Origin of the sequence: Nonomuraea sp. B10E15 (genome assembly GCF_039871615.1) — a bacterium.
GTDB lineage: Bacteria > Actinomycetota > Actinomycetes > Streptosporangiales > Streptosporangiaceae > Nonomuraea.
Genome location: NZ_JBDPMB010000002.1, coordinates 603,392 through 624,680, shown reverse-complemented (window position 1 = coordinate 624,680; position 21,289 = coordinate 603,392). Strand labels below are relative to the sequence as shown.

At 70.3% G+C, this 21,289-nt stretch carries 22 protein-coding genes and 1 riboswitch; of the genes, 15 read left to right on the top strand and 7 right to left on the bottom strand.

The window, feature by feature from the left end:
• Positions 1-285 (bottom strand): hypothetical protein, encoded by a 285-nt coding sequence (locus ABGB14_RS11815; protein ID WP_347643643.1) that lies wholly within the window; start codon positions 283-285, stop codon positions 1-3.
• A gap of 309 nt (positions 286-594) precedes the next feature.
• Positions 595-2,103 carry an alpha/beta fold hydrolase gene (locus tag ABGB14_RS11810; protein WP_347643642.1) on the bottom strand — a complete coding sequence of 503 codons (1,509 nt, stop codon included), beginning with the start codon at positions 2,101-2,103 and terminating at the stop codon, positions 595-597.
• A 636-nt stretch (positions 2,104-2,739) separates the two neighbouring features.
• Here ABGB14_RS11810 and ABGB14_RS11805 point away from each other — a divergent pair.
• Positions 2,740-3,270 carry a hypothetical protein gene (locus ABGB14_RS11805; protein ID WP_347643641.1) on the top strand — a complete coding sequence of 177 codons (531 nt, stop codon included), beginning with the start codon at positions 2,740-2,742 and terminating at the stop codon, positions 3,268-3,270.
• Positions 3,271-3,600: 330 nt separating this feature from the next.
• Complete coding sequence (locus ABGB14_RS11800; RefSeq protein WP_347643640.1) at positions 3,601-3,993, top strand: hypothetical protein; 393 nt, start codon at positions 3,601-3,603, stop codon at positions 3,991-3,993.
• A gap of 18 nt (positions 3,994-4,011) precedes the next feature.
• Here the strand turns inward: ABGB14_RS11800 and ABGB14_RS11795 are convergent, their stop codons facing one another.
• Positions 4,012-4,758, bottom strand: a complete 747-nt coding sequence (locus tag ABGB14_RS11795) for a DUF429 domain-containing protein (protein WP_347643639.1) — start codon at positions 4,756-4,758, stop codon at positions 4,012-4,014.
• A 179-nt stretch (positions 4,759-4,937) separates the two neighbouring features.
• Here ABGB14_RS11795 and ABGB14_RS11790 point away from each other — a divergent pair, with 179 nt between their 5' ends.
• The 8 genes from ABGB14_RS11790 to ABGB14_RS11755 all read left to right on the top strand — a co-directional run bounded on the left by ABGB14_RS11790 (position 4,938) and on the right by ABGB14_RS11755 (position 13,419).
• Complete coding sequence (locus ABGB14_RS11790; protein ID WP_347643638.1) at positions 4,938-6,806, top strand: hypothetical protein; 1,869 nt, start codon at positions 4,938-4,940, stop codon at positions 6,804-6,806.
• A complete protein-coding gene (locus tag ABGB14_RS11785) occupies positions 6,803-8,242 on the top strand; it encodes an extracellular solute-binding protein (protein WP_347643637.1) in 1,440 nt (479 codons plus the stop codon). The genes ABGB14_RS11790 and ABGB14_RS11785 overlap by 4 nt, the downstream gene beginning before the upstream one ends.
• On the top strand, positions 8,239-8,862 hold the full coding sequence (locus tag ABGB14_RS11780) for a hypothetical protein (RefSeq protein ID WP_347643636.1): 624 nt from the start codon (positions 8,239-8,241) through the stop codon (positions 8,860-8,862). Before ABGB14_RS11785 ends, ABGB14_RS11780 begins: the two co-directional genes overlap by 4 nt.
• Before the next feature lie 74 nt (positions 8,863-8,936).
• The gene (locus ABGB14_RS11775) at positions 8,937-9,614 is read left to right on the top strand and encodes an ABC transporter permease (protein ID WP_347643635.1); all 678 of its coding nucleotides are present in this window, start codon (positions 8,937-8,939) and stop codon (positions 9,612-9,614) included.
• A complete protein-coding gene (locus tag ABGB14_RS11770; protein WP_347643634.1) occupies positions 9,607-10,791 on the top strand; it encodes a betaine/proline/choline family ABC transporter ATP-binding protein in 1,185 nt (394 codons plus the stop codon). Before ABGB14_RS11775 ends, ABGB14_RS11770 begins: the two co-directional genes overlap by 8 nt.
• Positions 10,788-11,564, top strand: a complete 777-nt coding sequence (locus ABGB14_RS11765; protein WP_347643633.1) for an ABC transporter permease — start codon at positions 10,788-10,790, stop codon at positions 11,562-11,564. Before ABGB14_RS11770 ends, ABGB14_RS11765 begins: the two co-directional genes overlap by 4 nt.
• A complete protein-coding gene (locus ABGB14_RS11760; protein WP_347643632.1) occupies positions 11,561-12,529 on the top strand; it encodes a glycine betaine ABC transporter substrate-binding protein in 969 nt (322 codons plus the stop codon). The genes ABGB14_RS11765 and ABGB14_RS11760 overlap by 4 nt, the downstream gene beginning before the upstream one ends.
• A gap of 38 nt (positions 12,530-12,567) precedes the next feature.
• Positions 12,568-13,419: an SDR family oxidoreductase gene (locus ABGB14_RS11755; RefSeq protein ID WP_347643631.1), complete on the top strand. Its 852-nt coding sequence runs from the start codon at positions 12,568-12,570 to the stop codon at positions 13,417-13,419.
• Here the strand turns inward: ABGB14_RS11755 and thiC are convergent.
• On the bottom strand, positions 13,416-15,020 hold the full coding sequence (gene thiC / locus ABGB14_RS11750; RefSeq protein ID WP_347643630.1) for a phosphomethylpyrimidine synthase ThiC: 1,605 nt from the start codon (positions 15,018-15,020) through the stop codon (positions 13,416-13,418). The genes ABGB14_RS11755 and thiC overlap by 4 nt on opposite strands.
• A riboswitch (TPP riboswitch) is annotated at positions 15,013-15,125 on the bottom strand. (Overlaps the previous gene by 8 nt.)
• A 51-nt stretch (positions 15,126-15,176) precedes the next feature.
• Between thiC and ABGB14_RS11745 the strand changes: the two genes are divergently transcribed.
• The 5 genes from ABGB14_RS11745 (at position 15,177) to ABGB14_RS11725 (ending at position 19,052) form a co-directional block, all read left to right on the top strand.
• Positions 15,177-15,788, top strand: coding sequence for a class I SAM-dependent methyltransferase (locus ABGB14_RS11745; protein WP_347643629.1), 612 nt, complete (start codon positions 15,177-15,179; stop codon positions 15,786-15,788).
• 38 nt (positions 15,789-15,826) lie between these two features.
• Positions 15,827-16,174 carry a hypothetical protein gene (locus ABGB14_RS11740; protein ID WP_347643628.1) on the top strand — a complete coding sequence of 116 codons (348 nt, stop codon included), beginning with the start codon at positions 15,827-15,829 and terminating at the stop codon, positions 16,172-16,174.
• 13 nt (positions 16,175-16,187) lie between these two features.
• On the top strand, positions 16,188-17,021 hold the full coding sequence (locus ABGB14_RS11735; RefSeq protein ID WP_347643627.1) for a universal stress protein: 834 nt from the start codon (positions 16,188-16,190) through the stop codon (positions 17,019-17,021).
• A 147-nt stretch (positions 17,022-17,168) separates the two neighbouring features.
• Entirely contained in the window at positions 17,169-18,206 is a 1,038-nt protein-coding gene (locus ABGB14_RS11730) for a cellulose binding domain-containing protein (protein WP_347643626.1), read from the top strand.
• A gap of 114 nt (positions 18,207-18,320) precedes the next feature.
• Positions 18,321-19,052 (top strand): hypothetical protein, encoded by a 732-nt coding sequence (locus tag ABGB14_RS11725; protein ID WP_347643625.1) that lies wholly within the window; start codon positions 18,321-18,323, stop codon positions 19,050-19,052.
• 137 nt (positions 19,053-19,189) lie between these two features.
• On the opposite strand, the gene ABGB14_RS11720 is transcribed toward ABGB14_RS11725, so the two are convergent.
• From ABGB14_RS11720 to ABGB14_RS11710, 3 genes are all read right to left on the bottom strand, one after another.
• Entirely contained in the window at positions 19,190-19,855 is a 666-nt protein-coding gene (locus tag ABGB14_RS11720) for a hypothetical protein (RefSeq protein ID WP_347643624.1), read from the bottom strand.
• 152 nt (positions 19,856-20,007) lie between these two features.
• The gene (locus ABGB14_RS11715; RefSeq protein ID WP_347643623.1) at positions 20,008-20,670 is read right to left on the bottom strand and encodes an AIM24 family protein; all 663 of its coding nucleotides are present in this window, start codon (positions 20,668-20,670) and stop codon (positions 20,008-20,010) included.
• A 135-nt stretch (positions 20,671-20,805) separates the two neighbouring features.
• Positions 20,806-21,195: a response regulator gene (locus tag ABGB14_RS11710; RefSeq protein WP_347643622.1), complete on the bottom strand. Its 390-nt coding sequence runs from the start codon at positions 21,193-21,195 to the stop codon at positions 20,806-20,808.
• Positions 21,196-21,289 lie beyond the last annotated feature (94 nt).

Here is a 21,289-nt window from a genome sequence, read left to right as displayed (position 1 = left end):
TCAGGCCTTCATGCCGCCGTCGGTATCCGCCGCGAGGCGACCCGTGGCCTCGACCTCGTCCGCGGTGCCCGACAGCTGCGTGACCACCTGGCCGAAAAGGTGCATCGCGACGTCGCTGTTGGGCTCGAGCGATTCGGCGAGCTGCCGGCCGGCCTCGTCGTTCCGCTCCCAGCCCTCGTTGGCGGCGATCTCCCCCTCCAGCATCGACCTGATCTCGTCGAGCTCCCCGGCCAGGGCGCGCAGCCGCGCGGCGTCGCCGGACAGCCCTTCAGGCTGCACTTCCATGCGCCCGACGTTCACATTCCGCCCTTCCTTGCGTGGGTTACGGCGCCGATGGCTGAATATCAGGTCAACTATCGGCGAAGTAATGTGAACGCAGTTTCGGATTGCGGCATCAGGCCATCGTACTGTCGCTGCGCCGCAGGGCAGAATGCATGAAAAAACTTCGAAACATGCCCCGCGCCTTCGGCGGAAGCGCCTCCGGCAGACCGGCCCTTCAGCCCGCGGGAAGGTCATGCGGGAGACGACAACGAGCCGGCCGGGCAATGGTCGCATGGCGGCCGACGGCAGCCCGGCCGTCGGCAGCCCGCCGGTCTACTGCTGCTCGGCCTTGGCTGCGGGGTCCGGGTCCGCCGGGCAGCGGGTGCCCTTCGCGGGCACCTTCAGCGAGATCAGGTACTTGTCCATCGCCGCCGTGGTGCACTGGGTCATGCCGTAGATGCCGTGGCCCCAGCCCTCGTAGCTGAGCAGCGTGGCCTTGGAGCCGAGTTGGCGGGCCACGTTGGCCGACCACTTGTACGGCGTGGAGGGGTCATGCCTGGAGGCGCCCACCAGCAGCGGAGCGCTCCCGGTGTACCGAAGCCGGTGCTGCGGGTTGTTGACCGGGTGGCCCTGGCACCTCGGCATGTCGCCCATCGGCATCGGGTTGTACCGCATGTCCGGGGCCGCCGCGTTGGCGCCGCGCATCACATCGGCGTACTCGGCGTAGTCGCGGAGCTTGAGGTTGAAGTCCTCGCAGAGGATCGCGGTGGGGAATTCGGCGTGCTCACCGCTCACGGGCCCGTTGCCGGGAGGGTCCGGCATGTCATCCGGCACCGGCCCGCCCTCGAGGGCGCGCAGCACCTTGGCCTCCAGCGGCCAGTCCGGTCCCTCGTTCATCACCACGCCCAGCCAGAGCAGGTTGTGGGCACTCACCGGACGGTCGGAGACCCCCGGCCAGTACAGCTTGCCGCGGTCAGCCTTCTTGAGCAGTCCCTTCCACAGCGCCCGGACGTCGCGCCCGTGCAGGACGCAGTCGGTGTCCCGCTCGCACCAGGCGACGAACTCGTCGAAGCCGTCCTGGATGGCGGCCGCCTCGCTCACCTGGAACGCCTTGGCGTTCAGGCTGTGGTCCATGTTGCTGTCCAGCACCATGGCCCGGACCCGGTTCGGGAACAGCTCGGCGTACATCTGCTGGGCCAGCGTGCCGTAGGAGACGCCGTACGAGGTCAGCTTGTCGTCGCCGAGCGCGGCGCGAATGGCGTCCATGTCACGGGCCACGTTGACCGAGTCGATGTGGTCGTACAGCGGGCCGGTGAGCTTGCGGCAGTCCGCGCGCAGCTTCTTGTTGAAGGCGATCCACCTGTCGTAGTCGGCCTGGCTGGTCATGACCTCGTACGGGATCTTGTTGTACAGCGAAGCCGAGCAGGTCACCGAACCGCTGCGGGCGACGCCCCGGGGGTCGTAGCTGACGATGTCGAACCGCCGCTGCACATCCTCGCTGAACCCGGAAGGGCGAAGGATGTCGTTAACGCCGGAGTTGCCCGGTCCGCCCGGGTTGGTCAGCAGGCTTCCGATCCGCGCGGAGGGGTCGGTGGCCTTGCGCCGGGCGAGGGTCAGGTCGACGGTGGGTCCTTTCGGCTTGGACCAGTCGATCGGTACGGTCAGCGTGCCGCACTCGACGGTGGGGGCTTCCTTGCACGGCGCCCAGGCGATGCCCCGTTGTCCGACGCTTCCCGCGGCTTTCCCTCCCGGGGCCGCCTCGTTGCCCGCCGCGCTTATCGTGGCGGTGACAGCAGCCGCCGTCACCACGAAGGCGGCCAGCGTGGACAGTCCTCTCCGCACTTTGCTCCAATCGTCGATCGGCGGACCTGGTCGCGCACACGGAACACGACCGACCTCAACCTGGCGCATCCGCCAGCCGCACAGAGCGGAAACAGAGGCTCGCCGACATTCAGCCGCAGGCTATTGAGCTGGCCTTATACCGCTACAGCATCATTGGTGCCTGCCATTTTCGATCTTCTGACCATCGAATATAACAGACATAATCCTCATTTCGTCCTCAATATTGCATCGCCCCCTTGCGACCGGCCTGACGTCGGCGACCGACCAAGATGGCCGGCAGCCCCGCAGGCGCGCCAGACATACGGCTCGCAGCCAGGCTCAGGCCGGCCACCGGCGAGAACGTGACGTGATCACGCGACCACGCCAGTGATCCCGCTGAAGCCGCATCGATCCTGGTGGCGGGCGTTCCCAGGTAGGGCCGGCCCTACCGAAACCCCGGGCCGCCGCCGAAGCGCGCGGCATGGAGATGTACGGGATGTCCGGAGAATGCCCGGTCATCGTCCTGGCCGGGCCGTCGTCACCAGGAGAGCGTGACAGGGACAAGCCGAACAGCCAGAAGGCTGTTCGACCACCTGATGAGGGAACGGATCCGCTGCGGCACGTCGTGGCTCCACAGCCCTCGGAACGGAAACCACCATGAAGAGAATCCACCTGCTCCTGTCGGCGCTCGCCGCCGCCGTCCTCCTCCTGGCCGCATCCGCCGCGCCCGCGGCAGCAACCGCCGAAACACCGGCCCCATCCGGCCAGTACTGCGTGATGGTCATCGGCAAGGCGCCGCCAGGAAAGGCGTCCCCCGTCCGGTCACACGAATGCGCCGACGACTATGCCACCGCCTCCCGCAAGGCCGGCGCGAGCGACACGGTGCTCCTCATGGAGTGGTTCTGGAACGCCAACAACTCACCCTCCAACCTGACCCGCATCCACGGCGACTACGGCAACTGCGACGCCGATGGCTATCACATCAACATCCTCGACCATTGGGCTAACAACATCTCCGGCTTCAACTCCTACAGCCGGTGCAACGTCGTCACCGGATACAACTTCACCCTGTGGGAGGGCGACCGCCAGACGTGGTCGATGAACAAACCCTGCCGGTGTCTCCTGCAGGGATGGGTGGGCTCGTACATGAACGACCGCATCGAGTCCTTTTGGATCCGCCAAGGCTGACCGACCTGTTCATGCAGAACGAACCGGGAGGAGGGCGGGCACCCGGCCCGCCCTCCTCTCGCCTTGTGCGCTCCTTCGACCCGTGGGAAGAGACGGAATGTCATGCTCGAACCAGCTCGCTTCGTGGAGCAGACTTTCAATTGCGATCAGGCAAGCGAGGGCCAGCAGACCGCCCTGTCCACGCGGCTGCGCGATTGGAGCCTTTCCACGAGAGCGAGGTGCGGCTGAAACAAGGACACCACTCCATGCGCATTCCGACGACTGACGGCATCGAGACGGGATTTCTCGCTGGCTTTCGATCTGACCCGTAAGGGCGCGGCCGACGCCACGGTGCTGGATCTGATCCAGGCCGTACGCGGCATCCACGATTCGCTGCGGGACGCGGCGGGAGGGGACGAATATCGCCTCCAACTGCTTCAGCTGGAGTTGCCGCTGCTGGGCGGACGACTGTGGTCACGCACCGACGCCGGCCGACGCGACGACCATTCGTGGATCAGATTCGTGTCGGCCCGAGTCCAGGAATATCGCGAACGCGCCACGACCTTACGGCAGGCGGTGGAGCAGTGCGTGACCGATGAAGACAGCATTCGATTAGCCAGGGACATCGAAGACGTCAAGAGGCAACTCCTGGAGCGCAAGCAGTGCGCCTTCTCCGGAGCACAGCCGTACCAACGGTTCCTCTACCGGGAGTTCGTCGATGCGTGGAAGCGCGCCGGAAGGTGAAGCTCTCGGCTGACGGGCTCAGGTGACGAGGCGGTCCAGGGACGTGGTCGGCAGGGCGATCCAGCCTTCCGTGGCCGCGGCCTGTGCCTGGTCCCCGTCGGGCATGGTCGCGAGGCCGAGCGCCGACGCGCGGGCCGCGAGGCCGGAGATGACGGCGTCGGTGACGTCGTCGGAGGCCCGGCAGAGCGGCTCGTACTCGCCCAGGTCGAGCCACGGCGCCGCCTCCCGCAGCCGGTCGACGAGCTCTCCCAGCCCGGCGAGGTTGGCGGTGCGCTTGTAACCGCGGTGGGGCAGCCCCCACTGTTTGAGGCTGGCGGCCGGGTAGACCTCGACGACCGCGCCGCCGCCCCGCCGGTCGACGGGCCGGCCGCGGCGGGCCAGCTCGGCCAGCAGCGCGGCGCAGCGCATGGTGGCGTGCGCGATGCGGTCGGCGGAGACGCTGAGCGGCGTCAGCCCGGTCCGCGCGTGCACCACCTGGTCGGTGACCCGCCAGGCCAGGTCTCGCCGCCAGGCCCGGCCGGCGAGCCCGTCCGGCACCCGGACGTGCCCGGCGCGGTGGGCGGTGACGAAGTCGACGAACCTGTCCGGCCACCCGAGCGGGCAGTCGACCCCCGCCTTGCCCGCCTCCATCGCCGCCTCGACGATCACCTCGTCGTCGGCGCCGGTCCGTACGTCGACGAGCCGTGCGCGGCCGTCGTGCCAGTCGAGCCAGGCCACCGCGGTCCGTGCCGCCTCCGCTGCGAGATCGACGCCGATGGTCAGCATTCGTCCACGGTAGAGCCCCGGGCGGGCAGAAGGGCGGCGGGAAATACGGACCGGGCAAACTCGAATTTCGGCTGTAATTCGCCCTGGGCCGATATCGAACGACTGCATAACAGCCACACATGCGTCGGATAGGCGGATTAGTCTTCAGGTGATCCCGTCGCAGGAGGGCGCCCTTTCACATGAGCGATGTCCAGCCGGAGAATCCCCCTGCGCCGGAGCCGGGTAGGTCGCGGTTCGCCGCAGCGGTGCAGACTGCGGTGATCGGTGCCCTGGCCGGCGCGTTCGTGACGTGGATCTCCGCGCCGTGGCTCGACCTGTTCACGAGCCAGCCCTTGCACATCCAGCTGTGGGGGTCGCTGGGGACGGGCGTCCTGGTCGGGGCCGTGGCGCTCATCCCGGTGTTGCGCGATCTCATCCAGAAGCACCCGAAGGAGGTCAGGACGGCGCTGTGCGTGCTGGCCGGCGGGGCGCTGGCCACCGGGGTGTGGACCGGGGTGCGGGCGGTCGCCGCGGACGACCAGTGCCCGGCGCCTGCCGAGCTGCGGCTGGTCACCGCGCCCGAGAACGTGACCGAGCTGACCGCGCGCGCCCGGAGCTACGTGCGCGAGCACCAGACGGAGGACGGCTGCCCCGTGGTCAGGATGACCGTGGCGGTGGCGCCGCCGCCCATCCATCTCCATGACGCCTTCGACAACCGGTGGGAGTGGCGGGAGGACCGTCGCGACCAGCCGTACGCCCGCCTCTATGACCTGCAGCCCGACGCCTGGGTCGCCTCTTCCGCTGCCGAGCCGGACGAGCTCAGGGCGGGCGAGCTCCGCTCGCTCGGCGCTCCGAAGCCGGAGGACGCGGTGGGGCGTGACCAGCTGGTCCTGGCGATGACCGGGCAGCGGCACGAGGAGCTGGGCACGTACATGGACAATCCGGACGGCTATGCGTTCGGCGAGGTGTGGGACACGCTGACGAAGAAGATGGGCATGACCATCGCGCGGCCGTTCCCCGAGACGTCCGTGGCCGCGCTGATCGGCACCCACGACGTGTTCCACGACCGCGGGCTGCCCGAGTCGCGCTATCTGGAGGCCGAGCAGGAGCTGGTGGAGAACGGGCTCGGCGCGGACACCGTCACCTCGTTGTTGTGCGAGTTCGACCGGCTGGCCGACAGGTCGGGCGCCGGCGATCCGAAGATCGCGATGCTGGTTCCAGGGCACAGCGTGGACGACTTCAACGCGGGCCGGGTGAAAGGCTGCGAGGGGACGGGTGACAGCGCGCGCCTCGTCGCGGTGCGGCACCACGACCTGAGCACGCTCGACTACCAGTTCGTCAAGGTGTCCTGGCCGGACCAGCGTTCGGCCGAGCGGGAGAAGCTGGTCGACCACTTCGGCGCGTGGCTGCGGGCCCACCCGCTCTTCCCCAACGCGCCGGGGCCGGCCGACGGCGAGCTCGACCGCCATGACCTCGGGCGGCTCAAGAAGCTGGTGCTGGACGAGCTGCGCCCGAAGCTCGACCTGCGGCTGCTCGTCGACACCTCGGGATCGGCGGACCGCCCGGTGCGGGTCCGGGCCGCAGAGGCGGTTCGGGCCAACAGCCGGCTGCTCGGGCCGCGCGACGGGGTCCGGGTGTTCGGCCTGCACGCGCGTACGAGGAACGGGCCCGCCGAGGTCACGAGCATCGCCGCCGACAGCACCAGGGAGCAGCTCGGCGCCGTGGCCGCGAGCATCGAGAGCACCGCGTTCGACCACTGGGACGCCCCCGCCTCCGCGGGGCTGACCCGGCTGGGCACGGGCGACGAGGCGGTGGCCGCTCCCGTGGTGCTGCTGACCGACGGCAGGTTGTTCGACAACGAGGGCAGGGGCGAGGCCGCGAAGGTGATCGCCCGAGCTCTGGAGCGCGCACCGACGGTCTCGGGTCTGTACGTGGTCGTCTTCGGACAGGACGCGTGCGCCGTGACCGCGCTGCCCGGCTCGGGCAAGCCGTACCGCTGCGTGACGGCGAGCGAGGGCGCGGACAAGGCGCTCACCCGGGCCATCATCACGGTGCGGGGGTGGCGATGAGGACGTGGCTCCAGGCAGGCCGGCGCGAACGTGTCCGGCGCGGGAACGTGGTGGCGTTCGGCTGCGGCGCCCTGCTGATGGTGCTGCTCCTGACCTGGCAGTCCGGCCTGTCCGCAGGACCGTCCCAGCCGGACCGTCCCCGGTCGACGATCTCCCCGCCCTCGGTGCCCGTCACGCCTCAGGAGAGCTGCGGCGGCAACGACGCCGAGCTCGTCGTGGCCACCGGCGACGACGTCAGCACGGGCAGCGTGCGGCGGGAGGTGATCGAGGAGTGGAACGGCCTGCTGAAGCCGCCCGGGGACCCGCGGGCCAAGCTGCTGGAGCTGTCCGCCAGCACCGACGTGCGGCGCGCCCAGATGGCGGCGCTGGCGCAGGCGGGCAGCTGCGCGTACGACATCCTCGTGCTCGACGTGGCGTGGGTGACCGAGTTCGCCCGGCACGGCTACATCCAGCCGATCGATCTGGCGGATCGCGACGACGAATTCCTGTCCGGCCCGCTGGGGGCCGGGCGGATCGACGGCGAGCAGTACGGCGTGCCGTTCGCCGCCGACGCGCCGCTGGAGTTCCGGCGGCTGGACCGGCGGTCCGGCGGCTACCTGCTGCAGCTCGACGACAACGAGATGGGCACCATCAATTTCCTGGAGACGATCGAGCTGGCCGGCGGGAAGGTGCTCGGCGGCGACGACAGGACCTCCATCGTGCTGGACCAGCAGCGCGACGCCACGTGGGAGGCGCTGAGGTCGTTCAGGCGCACGCTGTCCACCACGGGGGGAAACGTCGCGGTGCTGCGCGAGTCGCTCCAGATGGACGAGGACGCGAGCGTCGTGGCCTTCAAGGAGGGCCATGTCGGCGGGCAGCCGGTGTCCTGGATGCGCAACTGGCCGATCGCGTTCCACCAGCTGGCGGCCGATCCGCGCATGCGCGACTCCGGCGAGGACCTGCGCTTCGACGTGTACGCGCCCGCCGCGCGCGGCGGCGTGCTCGGCGGGTCGGTGCTGGCCGTCTCCCAGCACATCAAGCCGGCCAAGCTGGCTCCCGCCAGGCGCCTGATCGACCGGCTCACCAGCCCGGAGGTGCAGGCCACGTTGTTCGCCTGCGGCGGTTACTCTCCGGTGCTCACCGAGGTGTACGAGCGCTACGCGGGCGGCGGCGGCCCGTCGTGCCAGCGCCAGGACGGCTCCGACATCACCAACCCGAGCCTGGACGAGCTGGCGAGGCTGGCGGCGGAGACGAAAAGGTCGATCGACCGGGCCAGGCCGCGGCCGAAGTCGCCCTACTATGCCCAGTTCAGCGAGCTGTTCCGCCGGTGTGCCCGGGGCGTCTGGGAGGACAAGGTCTCGCGGGAGACGTTCTTCGCGTCCGTGGACGCGCTGGAAGGGGCGCTGAACGGCCGGGTGCAGGACGACCGCCCGCTCTGCGGAAAGGACGGCACTTGACAGAGGCTTCGATGACGGCGGGTCCGCGGGGGAAGCTGCTCGTACGGGCCGTGATCTGCGTGCTCGTCGCGGCCGGGCTGGCGCTCTTCGCGGGCGGCCCCACGTGGGCCGTGGTGGGGCTGTCGATCGCCTTCATGGCCGGCTCGTTCCTTACCTCCCTGCCCACCGGGCAGTTGCTCGCGCGGTCCGCGGACCCGGCTCGGCACATCACGGTGGTCATGGTGGTCCATCTCGCGCTGCAGGAGCTGATCCGCCTGGGGCTGGTGCTCTGGTCGGGCATGAGCGCGGTCGAGGCAGCGTGGATCGGGCTGCTGACGTGGAGCCTCGTGCTGCCGCTCGGGCTGGTCGGGCTGAGGCGCCTGCCCGCGGCCGAGCGCGGGCCGCAGGAGAGGCCCGAGCCCGCGCTGGGACCGGTGAACGTGCTGATCAGCGGCGGGATGATCGCCAAGGAGATGGCGGCGTGGCTGCTGGTCGTGTGGAACCCGCTGCTGGTCCTGCTCACGTTCGCGGTGCAGGCGGGGGCCGGCCTGCTGGAGCTCCGGGCGGAGCGGAAGCAGGTGTTCGGGGCGGTCGCCGGCTACGTGCTCATGGTCCTCGCGCTGGTGTTGTGGCTCGTCTGAGACAGGTGTGACTAAAGGGACAAAAGTGTCAGTTGCGATGTTTGGTACGTCGAATCCCGGTTAGTACGTAGTCGATGACCCTGTGGGAGTACGTCGAGGACCGGTGGGACCTCATCCTCTTCGAGACGGCGCAACACGCGAGCATGGTCGCCCAATGTGTCCTGGTGGCGGCCGTCCTCGGCGTGCTCATCGGCGTGGCCACCTACCGCCGCCCGCGGCTGGCCTCGCTGGCCACCGCCTCCTCCGGGGTGTTGTTCACCGTGCCGTCGCTGGCCATGCTGGGCCTGCTGATCCCGGCGCTCGGGCTCGGGGTGGCGCCCAGCGTGACCGCGATCACCCTGTACGCGCTGCTTCCCATCATCCGCAACACCGTCGTCGGCCTGCAGGGCGTCGACCAGCTCGTCGTCGACGCGGCGCGCGGCATCGGGATGGGCCGGGGCCGGTCGCTGGCCAGGATCGAGCTGCCGCTGGCCTGGCCGGTGATCCTCACGGGCATCCGGGTGTCCACGCAGCTGGCCATGGGCATCGGCGCGGTGGCCGCGTACGTCTCAGGGCCTGGGCTGGGCGAGCAGATCTTCTCCGGGCTGGCCAGGCTGGGCGGCGCCAACGCGGTCAACTCCACGCTGACCGGCACGATCGGGGTGGCCATCCTCGCGCTGCTCTTCGACGGCTGCTTCGTGCTGATCGGGAAGCTGACCAGGCCGGAGGGCCCGCTGAGCCGGCGCCTGACCACAGGAGGCGTCCGTGGCTGACCAGAGCACCGGCGGGGTGCCGATCGAGTTGCGCAAGGTGACCAAGGCCTTCCCCGGCGGCGGCGACCCCGCCGTACGCGAGCTCGACCTGAACATCCCCGCGGGCGAGATCGTAGTGCTGGTCGGGCCGTCCGGGTGCGGCAAGACCACCACCATGCGCATGATCAACCGTCTGATCGAGCCGACCTCCGGCGACATCGTCATCGACGGCCGCAGCTCCCACGACATCGACCCCGACCGGCTCAGGCGCAACATCGGGTACGTCATCCAGCAGGCCGGCCTGTTCCCCCACATGACGGTGGCCGCGAACATCGCCCAAGTGCCGAAAATGCTCGGCTGGGACCGCGCCCGCATCGCCGAGCGGGTCGACGAGCTGCTCACGCTGGTGGGCCTGGACCCGCAGGTCTACCGCGACACCTTCCCGCGGCGCCTGTCCGGCGGCCAGCAGCAGCGCGTCGGCGTCGCCAGGGCGCTGGCCGCCGACCCGCCCGTGCTGCTCATGGACGAGCCGTTCGGCGCGCTCGACCCCATCAGCCGCGAACGCCTGCAGGACGAGCTGCTCGGCCTCCAGGACGACCTGGCCAAGACGATCGTCTTCGTCACGCACGACATCGACGAGGCGCTGAAGATCGGCGACCATATCGCGATCATGAAGGCGCCCGGCCACATCGTCCAGTACGCCAGCCCCGCCGAGATCCTCACGAACCCGGCCGACGACTACGTCGAGCAGTTCCTCGGCGCCGGCTCCTCGATGCGGCTGCTGCGCCTGACCAAGGTGGGCGACATCGAGGTGGACCAGGTGCCGTACGCGTCGGAGGACGCCGACGCGGCCGGGGTGCTCGCCGAGATCGAGCGCGACGGCCGGGGCTACGCGCTGATCACGGACGGGATGCGGCGGCCGCTGCGCTGGGTCGGCGCCGAGCACCTCCAGGGCATCGAGGGGCCCGTCGGCTCGGCCGGCGACCCGATCACCGGCACCCTCGGCCACCGGATGACGTTGCAGGACGCCCTGGAGTCCCTGCTCAACGCCGACAACGACGTGGTGCCCGTGGTGGGCAGGCGCCGGGCGTACGCGGGGGCGCTGTCGCTGAGCACCGTGCAGAACGCGATCCAGACGATCAAGACCAGGGAACGCGAGCGCCGCCTGCACCGCAACCACCCCGGGGAGAGCGGATGACCGCTCCCACGGCCGCCGCCGACGAAGCCGTCAGCCCGGAGCCGCGGCTCGGCCGCTCCTGGCACATCGTGCTGCCGCTCCTCTGCTACCTGGCCGTGGGCGCGGCCATGATCATCTATACGCAGTCGGTGCCGCTCGACGGCATCGAGCGCGGCTCGCTCAACCTGCCCTACATCTTCGGCCGCACGTGGGAGCACATCCAGCTGGTGTTCTACTCGACCCTGCTGGTGCTGCTGGTGGCGCTGCCGCTGGGCGTCATGCTCACCAGGGGCGCGATGCGCCGGGCGACACCGTTCGTGCTGGCCGTGGTCAACCTGGGCCAGGCCACTCCGGCGGTGGGGCTGGTCGTGCTGCTGGCGGTGGTCTTCCAGATCGGCTTCTGGACGGCGGTCGCGGCCCTGTTCGCCTACAGCCTGCTGCCCACGCTGCGCAACACCATGGTCGGGCTGCAGCAGGTGGACTGGCGGCTGATCGACGCCGGCCGGGGCATCGGCATGTCGGCGACCAGGGTGCTGTTCAAGGTGGAGCTGCCGATGGCCGCGCCGGTCATCCTGTCGGGTGTCAGGACCACGCTGGTGCTGAACGTCGGCACGGCCAGCATCGCCGCCTTCATCGGCGCGGGCGGGCTCGGCGACCTGATCACCACCGGTGTGAGCACGCAGCGCAACCTGGTACTGGTCACCGGGTGCGTGCTGATCGCGGTGCTCGCGCTGATCATCGACTGGGTGGGCGGGCTCGCGCAGCGGGTCCTCGCCCCGAAGGGGCTGTCGTGAGAGCGTTCCTGGCCCTGCTGCTCGTCCTGGTGCCCGTTATGGTGACCGCCGGGTGCGGGCTGCAGCCGGCGTCGTCGTTCGTGCCGCCGGTCGAGCCGGCCGGCATCCAGCCCATCCCGTCGCTGGAGGGCACGCCGATACGGGTGACGTCCAAGGAGTTCACCGAGCAGCTCGTGCTCGGCAAGATCGCGGTGCTCGCCCTCACCGCCGCCGGCGCCGACGTGCGCGACCAGACGAACGTGCAGGGCAGCGTCAACGCCCGCGCCTCCCTGACCCGCGGCGACGCCGACCTGATGTGGGAGTACACCGGCACCGGCTGGATCACCTATCTCGGCCAGACCGAGGCGCTGCCCGACCCGCAGGCGCAGTACGTCGCGGTCCGCGACCTCGACCTGCGGAAGAACGGCATCGTCTGGCTGCCGCCCGCACCGCTGAACAACAGCTACGCCATGGGCGTCACCCGGGCCACGTCGCAGAAGTGGGGCGTGAAGACGATCTCGGACATCACGAAGATCCCGGTGAACGAGCGCACGTTCTGCGTCGACCACGAGACCTTCGGCCGCGACGACGGCTTCCTCGGCATGCTCAAGGCGTACAGCATGACCTACGGCAAGGAGGTCCCGAGAGCGAACGTGCGCCTGGTGTCCGTGGGCGTGCTCTACAACTCCGTCGCCAGCGGCCAGTGCGCCGTCGGCATGGTCACCACGACCGACGGCCGCGTCCAGGCGCTCGACCTGGTGCTGCTCGAGGACGACAAGAAGTTCTTCCCCAGCTACAACGCCGCGGTGACCATGCGGCGCGAGCTGGCCGACGCGCACCCCGAGATCGCGAAGATCTTCGCGCCGATCAGCGCCAAGCTGACCGACGACGTGATGCGCGGCCTCAACGCCCAGGTGGACGTGGACGGCGACGTGCCCGCCCTGGTGGCGCGCGAGTGGCTGCGGGACGAGGGTTTCGTCCGGTAAGGGCGTTAGCCCGGCCCGTGCGCGGGCAGCCGCTGGGCATGTCGCAAACACCACCCGCCCAGAACCAGCCGTACCCGGGCCGTACGGACGAGATGGCCCCTGAGCCGCGCGACGAGATGCGCGACTACGTGGGCCGCGACCTGCTGGACGGCAAGAAGGCGCTGATCACCGGCGGCGACTCCGGCATCGGCCGGGCGGTCGCCGTGGCCTTCGCCAAGGAGGGCGCCGATGTCGCGATCGCGTACCTCAGCGAGCACGAGGACGCCGCGCACACCCGCAAGCTGGTGGAGGCGACCGGACGGCGCTGCGTGCTCCTGCCCGGCGACCTGGGCGACCGCGACCACTGCGCGTCCGTCGTCGAGCAGACCGTGGCCGAGCTGGGCGGCCTGGACGTGCTGGTGAACAACGTGGCCTACCAGGCGCCCGTCGACGGCCTGGAGGAGCTGACCGACGAGCAGTGGGAGCACACGTTCGCGGTCAACATCCACAGCTACTTCCGCGTCATGAAGGCCGCGCTCCCCCACCTGCGCGAGGGGAGCGCGATCATCAACACCTCCTCGATCAACGGCCTGCGCGGCAACAAGACGCTCATCGACTATTCCGCCACCAAGGGCGCCATCAACGCCTTCACCTACTCCATGGCCCAGAACCTGGTCGATCGCGGCATCCGGATCAACGCAGTGGCGCCGGGCCCGGTCTGGACGCCGCTGATCCCGGCGACCCTGCCGGAGGACAAGGTCGGCTCGTTCGGCGGGCACGTCCCGATGGGCCGGCCCGCCGACCCGGACGAGATCGCCCCCTCGTACGTGTTCTTCGCCTCCGGCCGGATGTCGTCGTACTACACGGGCGAGGTGCTGGCCCCGATCGGCGGCGAGACGCTGCCCGGTTAGTCCGCGATCGGCAGGTAGACCCGGCCGCCGCGCTCGGCGAACTCGGCCGCCTTCTCCGCCATGCCGGCCTCGATCGCCTCCTGCGTGTCCAGCCCGTGCTCGTCGGCGTAGCGCCGGACGTCGTGGCTGATGCGCATGGAGCAGAACTTGGGGCCGCACATGGAGCAGAAGTGGGCGGTCTTGGCCGGCGCGGCGGGCAGGGTCTCGTCGTGGAACGAGCGTGCCGTGTCGGGGTCGAGCGACAGGTCGAACTGGTCCTCCCAGCGGAACTCGAACCGCGCGTCCGAGAGCGCGTCGTCCCACGCCTGCGCCCCCGGGTGGCCCTTGGCGAGGTCCGCGGCGTGGGCGGCGATCTTGTACGTGATCACGCCGGTCTTGACGTCGTCCCTGTTCGGCAGGCCGAGGTGCTCCTTGGGGGTGACGTAGCAGAGCATGGCGGTGCCGTACCAGCCGATCATGGCGGCGCCGATGCCCGAGGTGATGTGGTCGTATCCGGGGGCGACGTCCGTGACGAGCGGGCCGAGGGTGTAGAACGGCGCGTCGTCGCAGAGCTCGCGCTGCAGGTCGACGTTCTCCTTGATCTTGTGCATGGGCACGTGCCCCGGGCCCTCGATCATCACCTGGACGTCGTGCGCCCGCGCGATCGTGGTCAGCTCGCCGAGCGTGCGCAACTCGGCGAACTGGGCCTCGTCGTTGGCGTCCGCGATCGAGCCGGGGCGCAGCCCGTCACCGAGGGAGAACGACACGTCGTAGCGGGCCAGGAGCTCGCACATCTCGTCGAAGTGCTCGTACAGGAAGCTCTCGCGGTGGTGCGCCAGGCACCAGGCGGCCATGATCGAGCCCCCGCGCGAGACGATCCCGGTCTTGCGGCGGGCGGTGAGCGGCACGTACGCCAGCCGCACCCCCGCGTGCACGGTCACGTAGTCGACGCCCTGCTCGCACTGCTCGATCAGGGTGTCGCGGTAGACCTCCCACGACAGCTCCTCCGGGCGGCCCTTGACCTTCTCCAGCGCCTGGTAGATGGGCACGGTCCCGACCGGCACCGGCGAGTTGCGGATGATCCACTCGCGGGTCTCGTGGATGTCGGGCCCGGTGGACAGGTCCATGATCGTGTCGGCGCCCCACCGGGTGGCCCAGGTCATCTTCTCGACCTCCTCCTCGATGGAGGAGGTCACGGCGGAGTTGCCGATGTTGGCGTTGATCTTGACGAGGAAGTTGCGGCCGATGATCATCGGCTCGGTCTCGGGGTGGTTGACGTTGGCGGGGATGATGGCCCGGCCGGCGGCGACCTCCTGGCGTACGAACTCGGGGGTGACGCCCTCCCGCACGGCCACGAACTCCATCTCCTTGGTGACGATCCCCCGCTTGGCGCAGGCCACCTGGGTCACCGGCTCGCCCGCCGCGCGGCGGGCGGCGACCCACGGCTCGCGCAGGCCCGCCAGCCCGCGCCGCACGTCGGTCTCGACGTACGGGTCGGTGTACGGGCCCGAGGTGTCGTAGAGCGTCACCGACGAGCCGTCGGAGAGGTTGACCTGGCGCTTGGGCACGCGGAGGTCGCCTTCGTAGATCTTGGTAAAGGTGGGGACACGCGCGTCGGTCATCGCGCAAACTCCCTTCGCCGGCATTACCCGGAGCAGGTTCTGGCGGTCGGCGGCTCGCAGCCGTCCTCTCAGCCCGGTCCGCACCGGGCTCCCGCGTTGGACGGCGTTGATCCTACCCACGCCCCCGCCAGAACGAAACATGACATCATCCGCAAAATGGAAGATCCCACGTCAACGACCGCAGCCACCTACGACCACATCGCCCCCGCCTTCGCCGCGAACACCGAGCGGCCCGACGCCGGCCTCCAGGCCTTCAGGCAGCGCTTCGCCGACGCCGTGCCCGCCGGCGGAACGGTCGCCGACCTGGGATGCGGGCCGGGCAGGGACGCCGCCTGGCTGGGCGAGCGCGGGCTGCGGGTCGTCGGCGTGGACCGCTCGGCCGCCATGACCGGGCTGGCGGCGGCCCGCGGCGTGCCCGCCGTGCTGGGCGACCTGCGCCGGCCGCCCGTGGCCCCCGGCTCGCTCGCCGGCCTGTGGTCGGTCGCGGCCCTCCTGCACGTGCCCGCCGCCGAGACCGATGCCACGCTCCGCGCCTGGTCACTGACCCTGCGTACGGGCGGCGTGCTGGGCCTGAGCACCTCGGCGGGCGACTCGGAAGGGTGGGAGGAGGTTCCGAGCCAGGCCGGCCGGCACCGCTGGTTCGTCCACCGCGACCCCGGCGCGCTCCTGCGCCTTCTCCACGCGGCCGGATTCGACACCGTCGAGCACGGCCTGAACACCGCCGGGCGCACATGGCTGAGCGTCCTGGCGATCAAGCGCGAGGTTTGACGGCCCTCTCCAGCGGTACCAACCCCATCAGGGGGACTATGAAAAAGATCGCCGCTGTCGCAGGACTCGTGCTGCTGGCCACGTTCGGCGCCCCCGCCGCCCACGGCGACGGGACGGACCAGCACGAGGTGAGCAAGGAACAGTACCGGACGCTGCTCGCCCAGTGCCGCTTCGCCGACACGGGCAAGGCTCGTTGCCGCTCGACGGTCAAGGAGATCTTCCGTATCGGCGCAAGGGACGCCGATCTCGACTGCCGTACGTACGCCGGCGTGACCGTGTGCGGCACGCTCCAGCTCAGCGAGGCCGAGCGCGCCTGCATCCGCGACTCCGAGGAGCACGGCATCTCGTTCCGCCGCGCCGAAGTGGAGTGCTACGCCTTCTCCTGAGGGGGCAGACGCCATGATCATTGTTGGGGTGGACGGCTCGCGCGCCGGGCTGGAGGCCTCCGGCTGGGCAGCCACCGAGGCGGCGCTGCGCCGTACCCGGCTGACCGTGGCCCACGCGGTGCCGCGGTGGGTGTGCGAGGAGCTGTCCGCCCGCTACGCCGAGGTCGCCCGGTGGATGCGCGACGAGGCGAACTCGGTGCTCGCCGCCGCACGCGACCGGGCGCTGCGCGAACGCCCCGCGATCATCGTCGAGACCACCCTGCTCCCCGGCGACCCCCGCACGGCGCTGATCAAGGTCGCGGAACAGGCCGACCTGCTGGTCGTCGGCGGCCACGGCATCGGCGGCGTACGCGGGCTGCTGGTCGGATCCGTCGCCCACGGGGTCGCCGCCCACGCCCGTACGAACGTCGTCGTGGTCGGAGAGCGGCCCGCGACGCCCCGCGGCGAGATCGTGGCCGGCACCGACGGCTCGCCTCCCGGCCTGCGGGCACTCGACTTCGCCTTCGCCGAGGCCGAGCTGCGCGAGGCGCGGCTGCGGGTCGTACAGGCGTGGGCGTGGCCGCGGCCCGGCGGCTTCTTGCCCGCCGACCCCGAGAACGAGCAGCACACCCTGCACCAGCTGCAGGACCTGCTGGCCGAGCGCCAGGAGCGGCACCCGGACGTGGACGTGCTGCCCGAGGTCGTGCACGGCCACCCCGTCGAGGTGCTGAAGGAGGCGGCCGAGGGCGCCGACCTGCTCGTGGTCGGCTCGCGCGGGCACGGGCAGCTCGCCGGCATGCTGCTCGGCTCGATCAGCCAGGCCCTGCTGCACCACACCCCCTGCCCGCTCGCCGTGGTGCGGGCCTGACCCCCTCCGTGGTGCGACCTTCGGCGTGGCGCGGGCCTGAAAGTTACATCCGTCTTCGCAGGTCACCCGGGCGGGCACGGGCACGTGCTTCCCGCCGCGGACCGGCGCTTCCTACCATCTGCGCAGGCGACGACGGGAGAGCGGACGATGCGAAGGATCAGCGCCGTGCTGGCGGCGATGCTGGCCGCGGCCGCCGCGGTGTTATTCGCGACGACCGCGCCGGCCGGCGCCGCCGCGACCAGGATCATGCCCCTGGGCGACTCGATCACCGGCTCCCCCGGCTGCTGGCGGGCGCTGCTCTGGAACAGGCTCCAGAACGCCGGCCACACGGACATCGACTTCGTCGGCACCCTCCCGCCCCAGGGTTGCGGCGTCGCCCACGACGGCGACAACGAGGGCCACGGCGGCTTCCTGGCCACCAACGTCGCCGCCCAGAACCAGCTGCCCGGCTGGCTCTCCGCGACCCGGCCCGACGTCGTGCTCATGCACTTCGGCACGAACGACGTGTGGAGCAACATCGCTCCTGCGACGATCCTGGGCGCGTTCACCACGCTGGTGAACCAGATGCGGGCGAGCAACCCCGCCATGAAGATCCTCGTCGCCAAGATCATCCCGATGAATCCGTCCAGCTGCGCGGACTGCGCCCAGCGGGCCGTGGCCTTCAACAACGCCGTCCCCGCCTGGGCCGCCGCCACCACCACCGAGCGGTCGCCGATCACGGTCGTCGACCAGTGGACGGGGTTCAGCACGGCCACGGACACCTACGACGGGGTGCACCCCAACGCCGCAGGCGACCAGAAGATGGCCGACACGTGGTATCCGGCGCTGGTGGACGCCCTGGCCGGCGCCGACCCCGACCCCGACCCCGATCCCACCGACCCGCCTCCGGGCGGCTGCGCGGCCGTGTACAGGAACGCCGGCCAGTGGCAGGGCGGCTTCCAGGGCGAGGTCACCGTCACGAACACCGGCACGGCGCCCATGAACGGGTGGGAGGTGCGATGGGCGTTCGCCGACGGGCAGCGGATCGACCAGATCTGGAACGGCACGCTGAGCGCCAGCGGCTCCTCGGTGATCGTGCGCGACGTCGGCTGGAACGGCACGCTCGCGCCCGGCGCCTCGGCCACGTTCGGCTTCCTGGCCTCGTGGAACGGCGCCAACACCGCGCCCGTACCCACCTGCTCCTAGTCCTGGCCCGCGCTGATCGCGGCCGGCGTGAGGCGTACGCGGTCGTCGGCCGCCGGTGCCGTCTCCCTCCCCAGGGGGAGGCCTTGCACGCGCGCCGGCCATAGCTTGTCGGCCATGAGACCACATGCCAGGCCGGCCCTGCTGACCGCGGGTTTCGCAGGAGCCGCCGCGCTGGCGCTGGTGGCGCCGGGAAACCTCGTCATGCGGCTGGCCTTCGGCAAGCTCGACGATCCGGCACTCGGCCGGCAGCTCCTGCTCACCGCCCTGGGCGTGCTGCTCGCCCTGGCCACCGTGCGCCACGGCAGCCGCCCTCTCTCCCGCGAACCCGACGGGACGGTACGGCCGGCGCGCTGGGCCAGGGCGGCGACCTGGGCGGCGGCCGGCGTGCCGGTGCTGGGGTTCTCCGTACCGCACCTGCTGTGGGGGCTCGGCGTGCCGTTCGGCGTGGCGGGACCCTCCGCGGCGGGGCTCGCGGCGCTTCGCGGCTCGCCGGTGTACTGGGGGCTGCTCGTCGCGGGGCCGGTGGCCGGCGGCCTGCTCACCCTCGGGCTGATCAGCCAATGGGGGCAGATCGTGCCCCCATGGGTGCCGTGGCTCGGCGGCCGGCGGGTGCCGACCGGCCTCGCCGCCGTCCCGGCCCTGGCAGTCGGGCTGCTCGTCGGCCAGTACGGGGCGATGATGACGAGCTGCCTGGCCTTCGGCATCACCCGCACGTGCGCACCCGAGGGTGGCGCTGAGGTTCTCGACGGCAGCTGGGCGTTCGCCGGGACGTACCCGGTCTTTCTGGCGTGGGGGGTGTGCCTGCTCGGCGCCGCCATCGGATATGTCCACACACGGCGCGGCTGAAGGCTCCCGGCGACCTCGACGCCGACGATCACACCGACCTCGCGGCCATCAACCCCGAGGGCGTCCCGGGCGCGGGACCGCGCACCGTCGCGGGACAGTGCGAGCCGGGCGCCCTGGCACGTCCGCACCCGGCGCTTTCAGGTGTCGGTGGACAAGTGCTGCCTGCTGAGCGACAGCCCGTGCTGGTCAGCGAAGGCTCGCCGGCACAGGCCGTGGCAGAAGCCGTACAAGGTGCCCTGGTGAACGAGGGTGAGAGGCGTGTCGAGATCCACGCTCATGCCGCAGATCGGGTCGATCAGCTTGTCATCCACCTGGGGCGGCGCCTCACGCTCGGGCGCGCCGTCGCGGTACGGGCGCGAGACGAACTCGGTGAGATCCATGCTGTCCATGACCCTCCCTTGGATCCCGATGCCGCCCTCGGTGATGCCCTCGACGAGGATCATCGCGTGGGGCTCGCGTCGCACGCGTTCGGGATCGCGGCCGGCCTCCCGCTCGATCTCGGCCAGGATGGCGGTGATGGTTTCCACCATGTGCTCGCACACGTCCTTCCGCCACGACGCCGGGACGGTGACGCGTACGAGATAGCGCGGCGGAGCCGCGGGATCCGTCGCCGGCCGCTGACCGAGAACCCAGGTGGCCGGCTCGTGCACGAGCACCTGCGTGATCAGCCGTTGCGCATCGATGATCTCGAGGGCGTGGCTGTCGTCCTCGACCATCAGCGTGTCGATGAGCCGGCGCCCCAGCGTCTGGCGTTCGTCCTCGCTGAGAGCGCCTCTGGGAACGTACACATCGATCAGCAGCATCGCGCTCACCCAACCCTTCGGAACGGACTTCTCCCTCCACAATGCCGGGGAGGGGTATACGAAGCATCCGACGGGAGGAGCGTCTCTTCCCTACTACGGAGGAAGTAGGCCGAGGCGAACACCCTCACCGACCTGCACCGGAACCGAAGCGGTCAGGAAGCCTGCACCACGGGAGCGCCTTCGCTGGCCTGCACCAGCACGAAACCCTGCCCGTTGAAGGCCAGCTGCATGGCCTCGCCGCTCCCCCGCCCGATCAGCGCGCCCGCCTTCACCGTCCGGTTCACCCCCACCTGGAGGCTGGTGCTCCAGCACACCGCGGACTGGCCGTCGGCGTACGTCGGCATCTGCGCGGCGTCGAGCAGCACCGGCGTCCCGTGCGTCGTCACCGCCACCCACCCGGTGCCGGTGATCGTCGTGTTGAACAGCCCGCCCGCCGCGACCCCCGCGCCCTGAACCCGCTGGATGTCCCACGACAACTGCGGCTGGAAGGCGAGCAGGTTGCGCCCGTTGACCGTGAGCCCCTCGTTCTCCAGGTAGAACAGGTGAATGTCGTCGGCGTTGTCGGCGAGGTAGAGCAGCCCTTCGCCACGCACCCGCATCAGCGACGCGCCCTCGCCCGTCATGGCCTTCTTGAACAGCTTGCCGAGGCCGCCCGAACCTTCGTAGTCGAAATCCATCCGCCCCTGGAAGGCGACCATCGAGCCCTGCTTGGCCAGCACTTCGGGCAACTGCACCCGGAGCATCTTGCCGTTCTGGAGGGCGAAGCCAGGGGGCAGCGGCTGGCCGTCGAGGTTTCCGAAGATGGAGCTACGCACGTTTTCTACCTTTCGAGAAGTCGTGCCGCCAGCGTACGGAAAACGGGACCCGACCCGCACACACATCGCGAACCGCTCGACCGATCACGACCCGCATCCCAGGCCGGCCCGCTCACCTGCTGTGCCCCTGCTCCATCAACCCCGCTGAACGCCCTCCGCCAGATCCCTGACGACCTGGATCAACTCCGCCGGATCGAACGGCTTCGTCAGGTAGGCGTCCACGCCGATGCCGAGGCCACGCGCCCGGTCATCGTCCTGCGCCCGCGCCGTGATCAGCACCACCTTGATGTGACTGGTGGCCTCGTCGGTGCGCAGCTTCTCCGCCGTCGTCCATCCGTCCAGGCAGGGCATCATCACGTCGAGCGTGATGACGTCCGGCATGACCTCGAGCACGCGATCAAGGCAGTCCTGCCCATCGGTGGCGGTCGTCACCTCGAACCCCTCCAGGTTCAGGTTGACCGCGATGAGCTGGCGGATGACCTCGTCATCGTCCACGACCAGTACTTTCCCAAGAACCTCGCCCACGGGCGCCAAGTTAACCTGTAGTGAGGTAGTCACGCCGGGTTTTCACGGGATGTGTTCAAGGAGCGTTATCCGGTGCCGAGTGGTGTCGGGATGC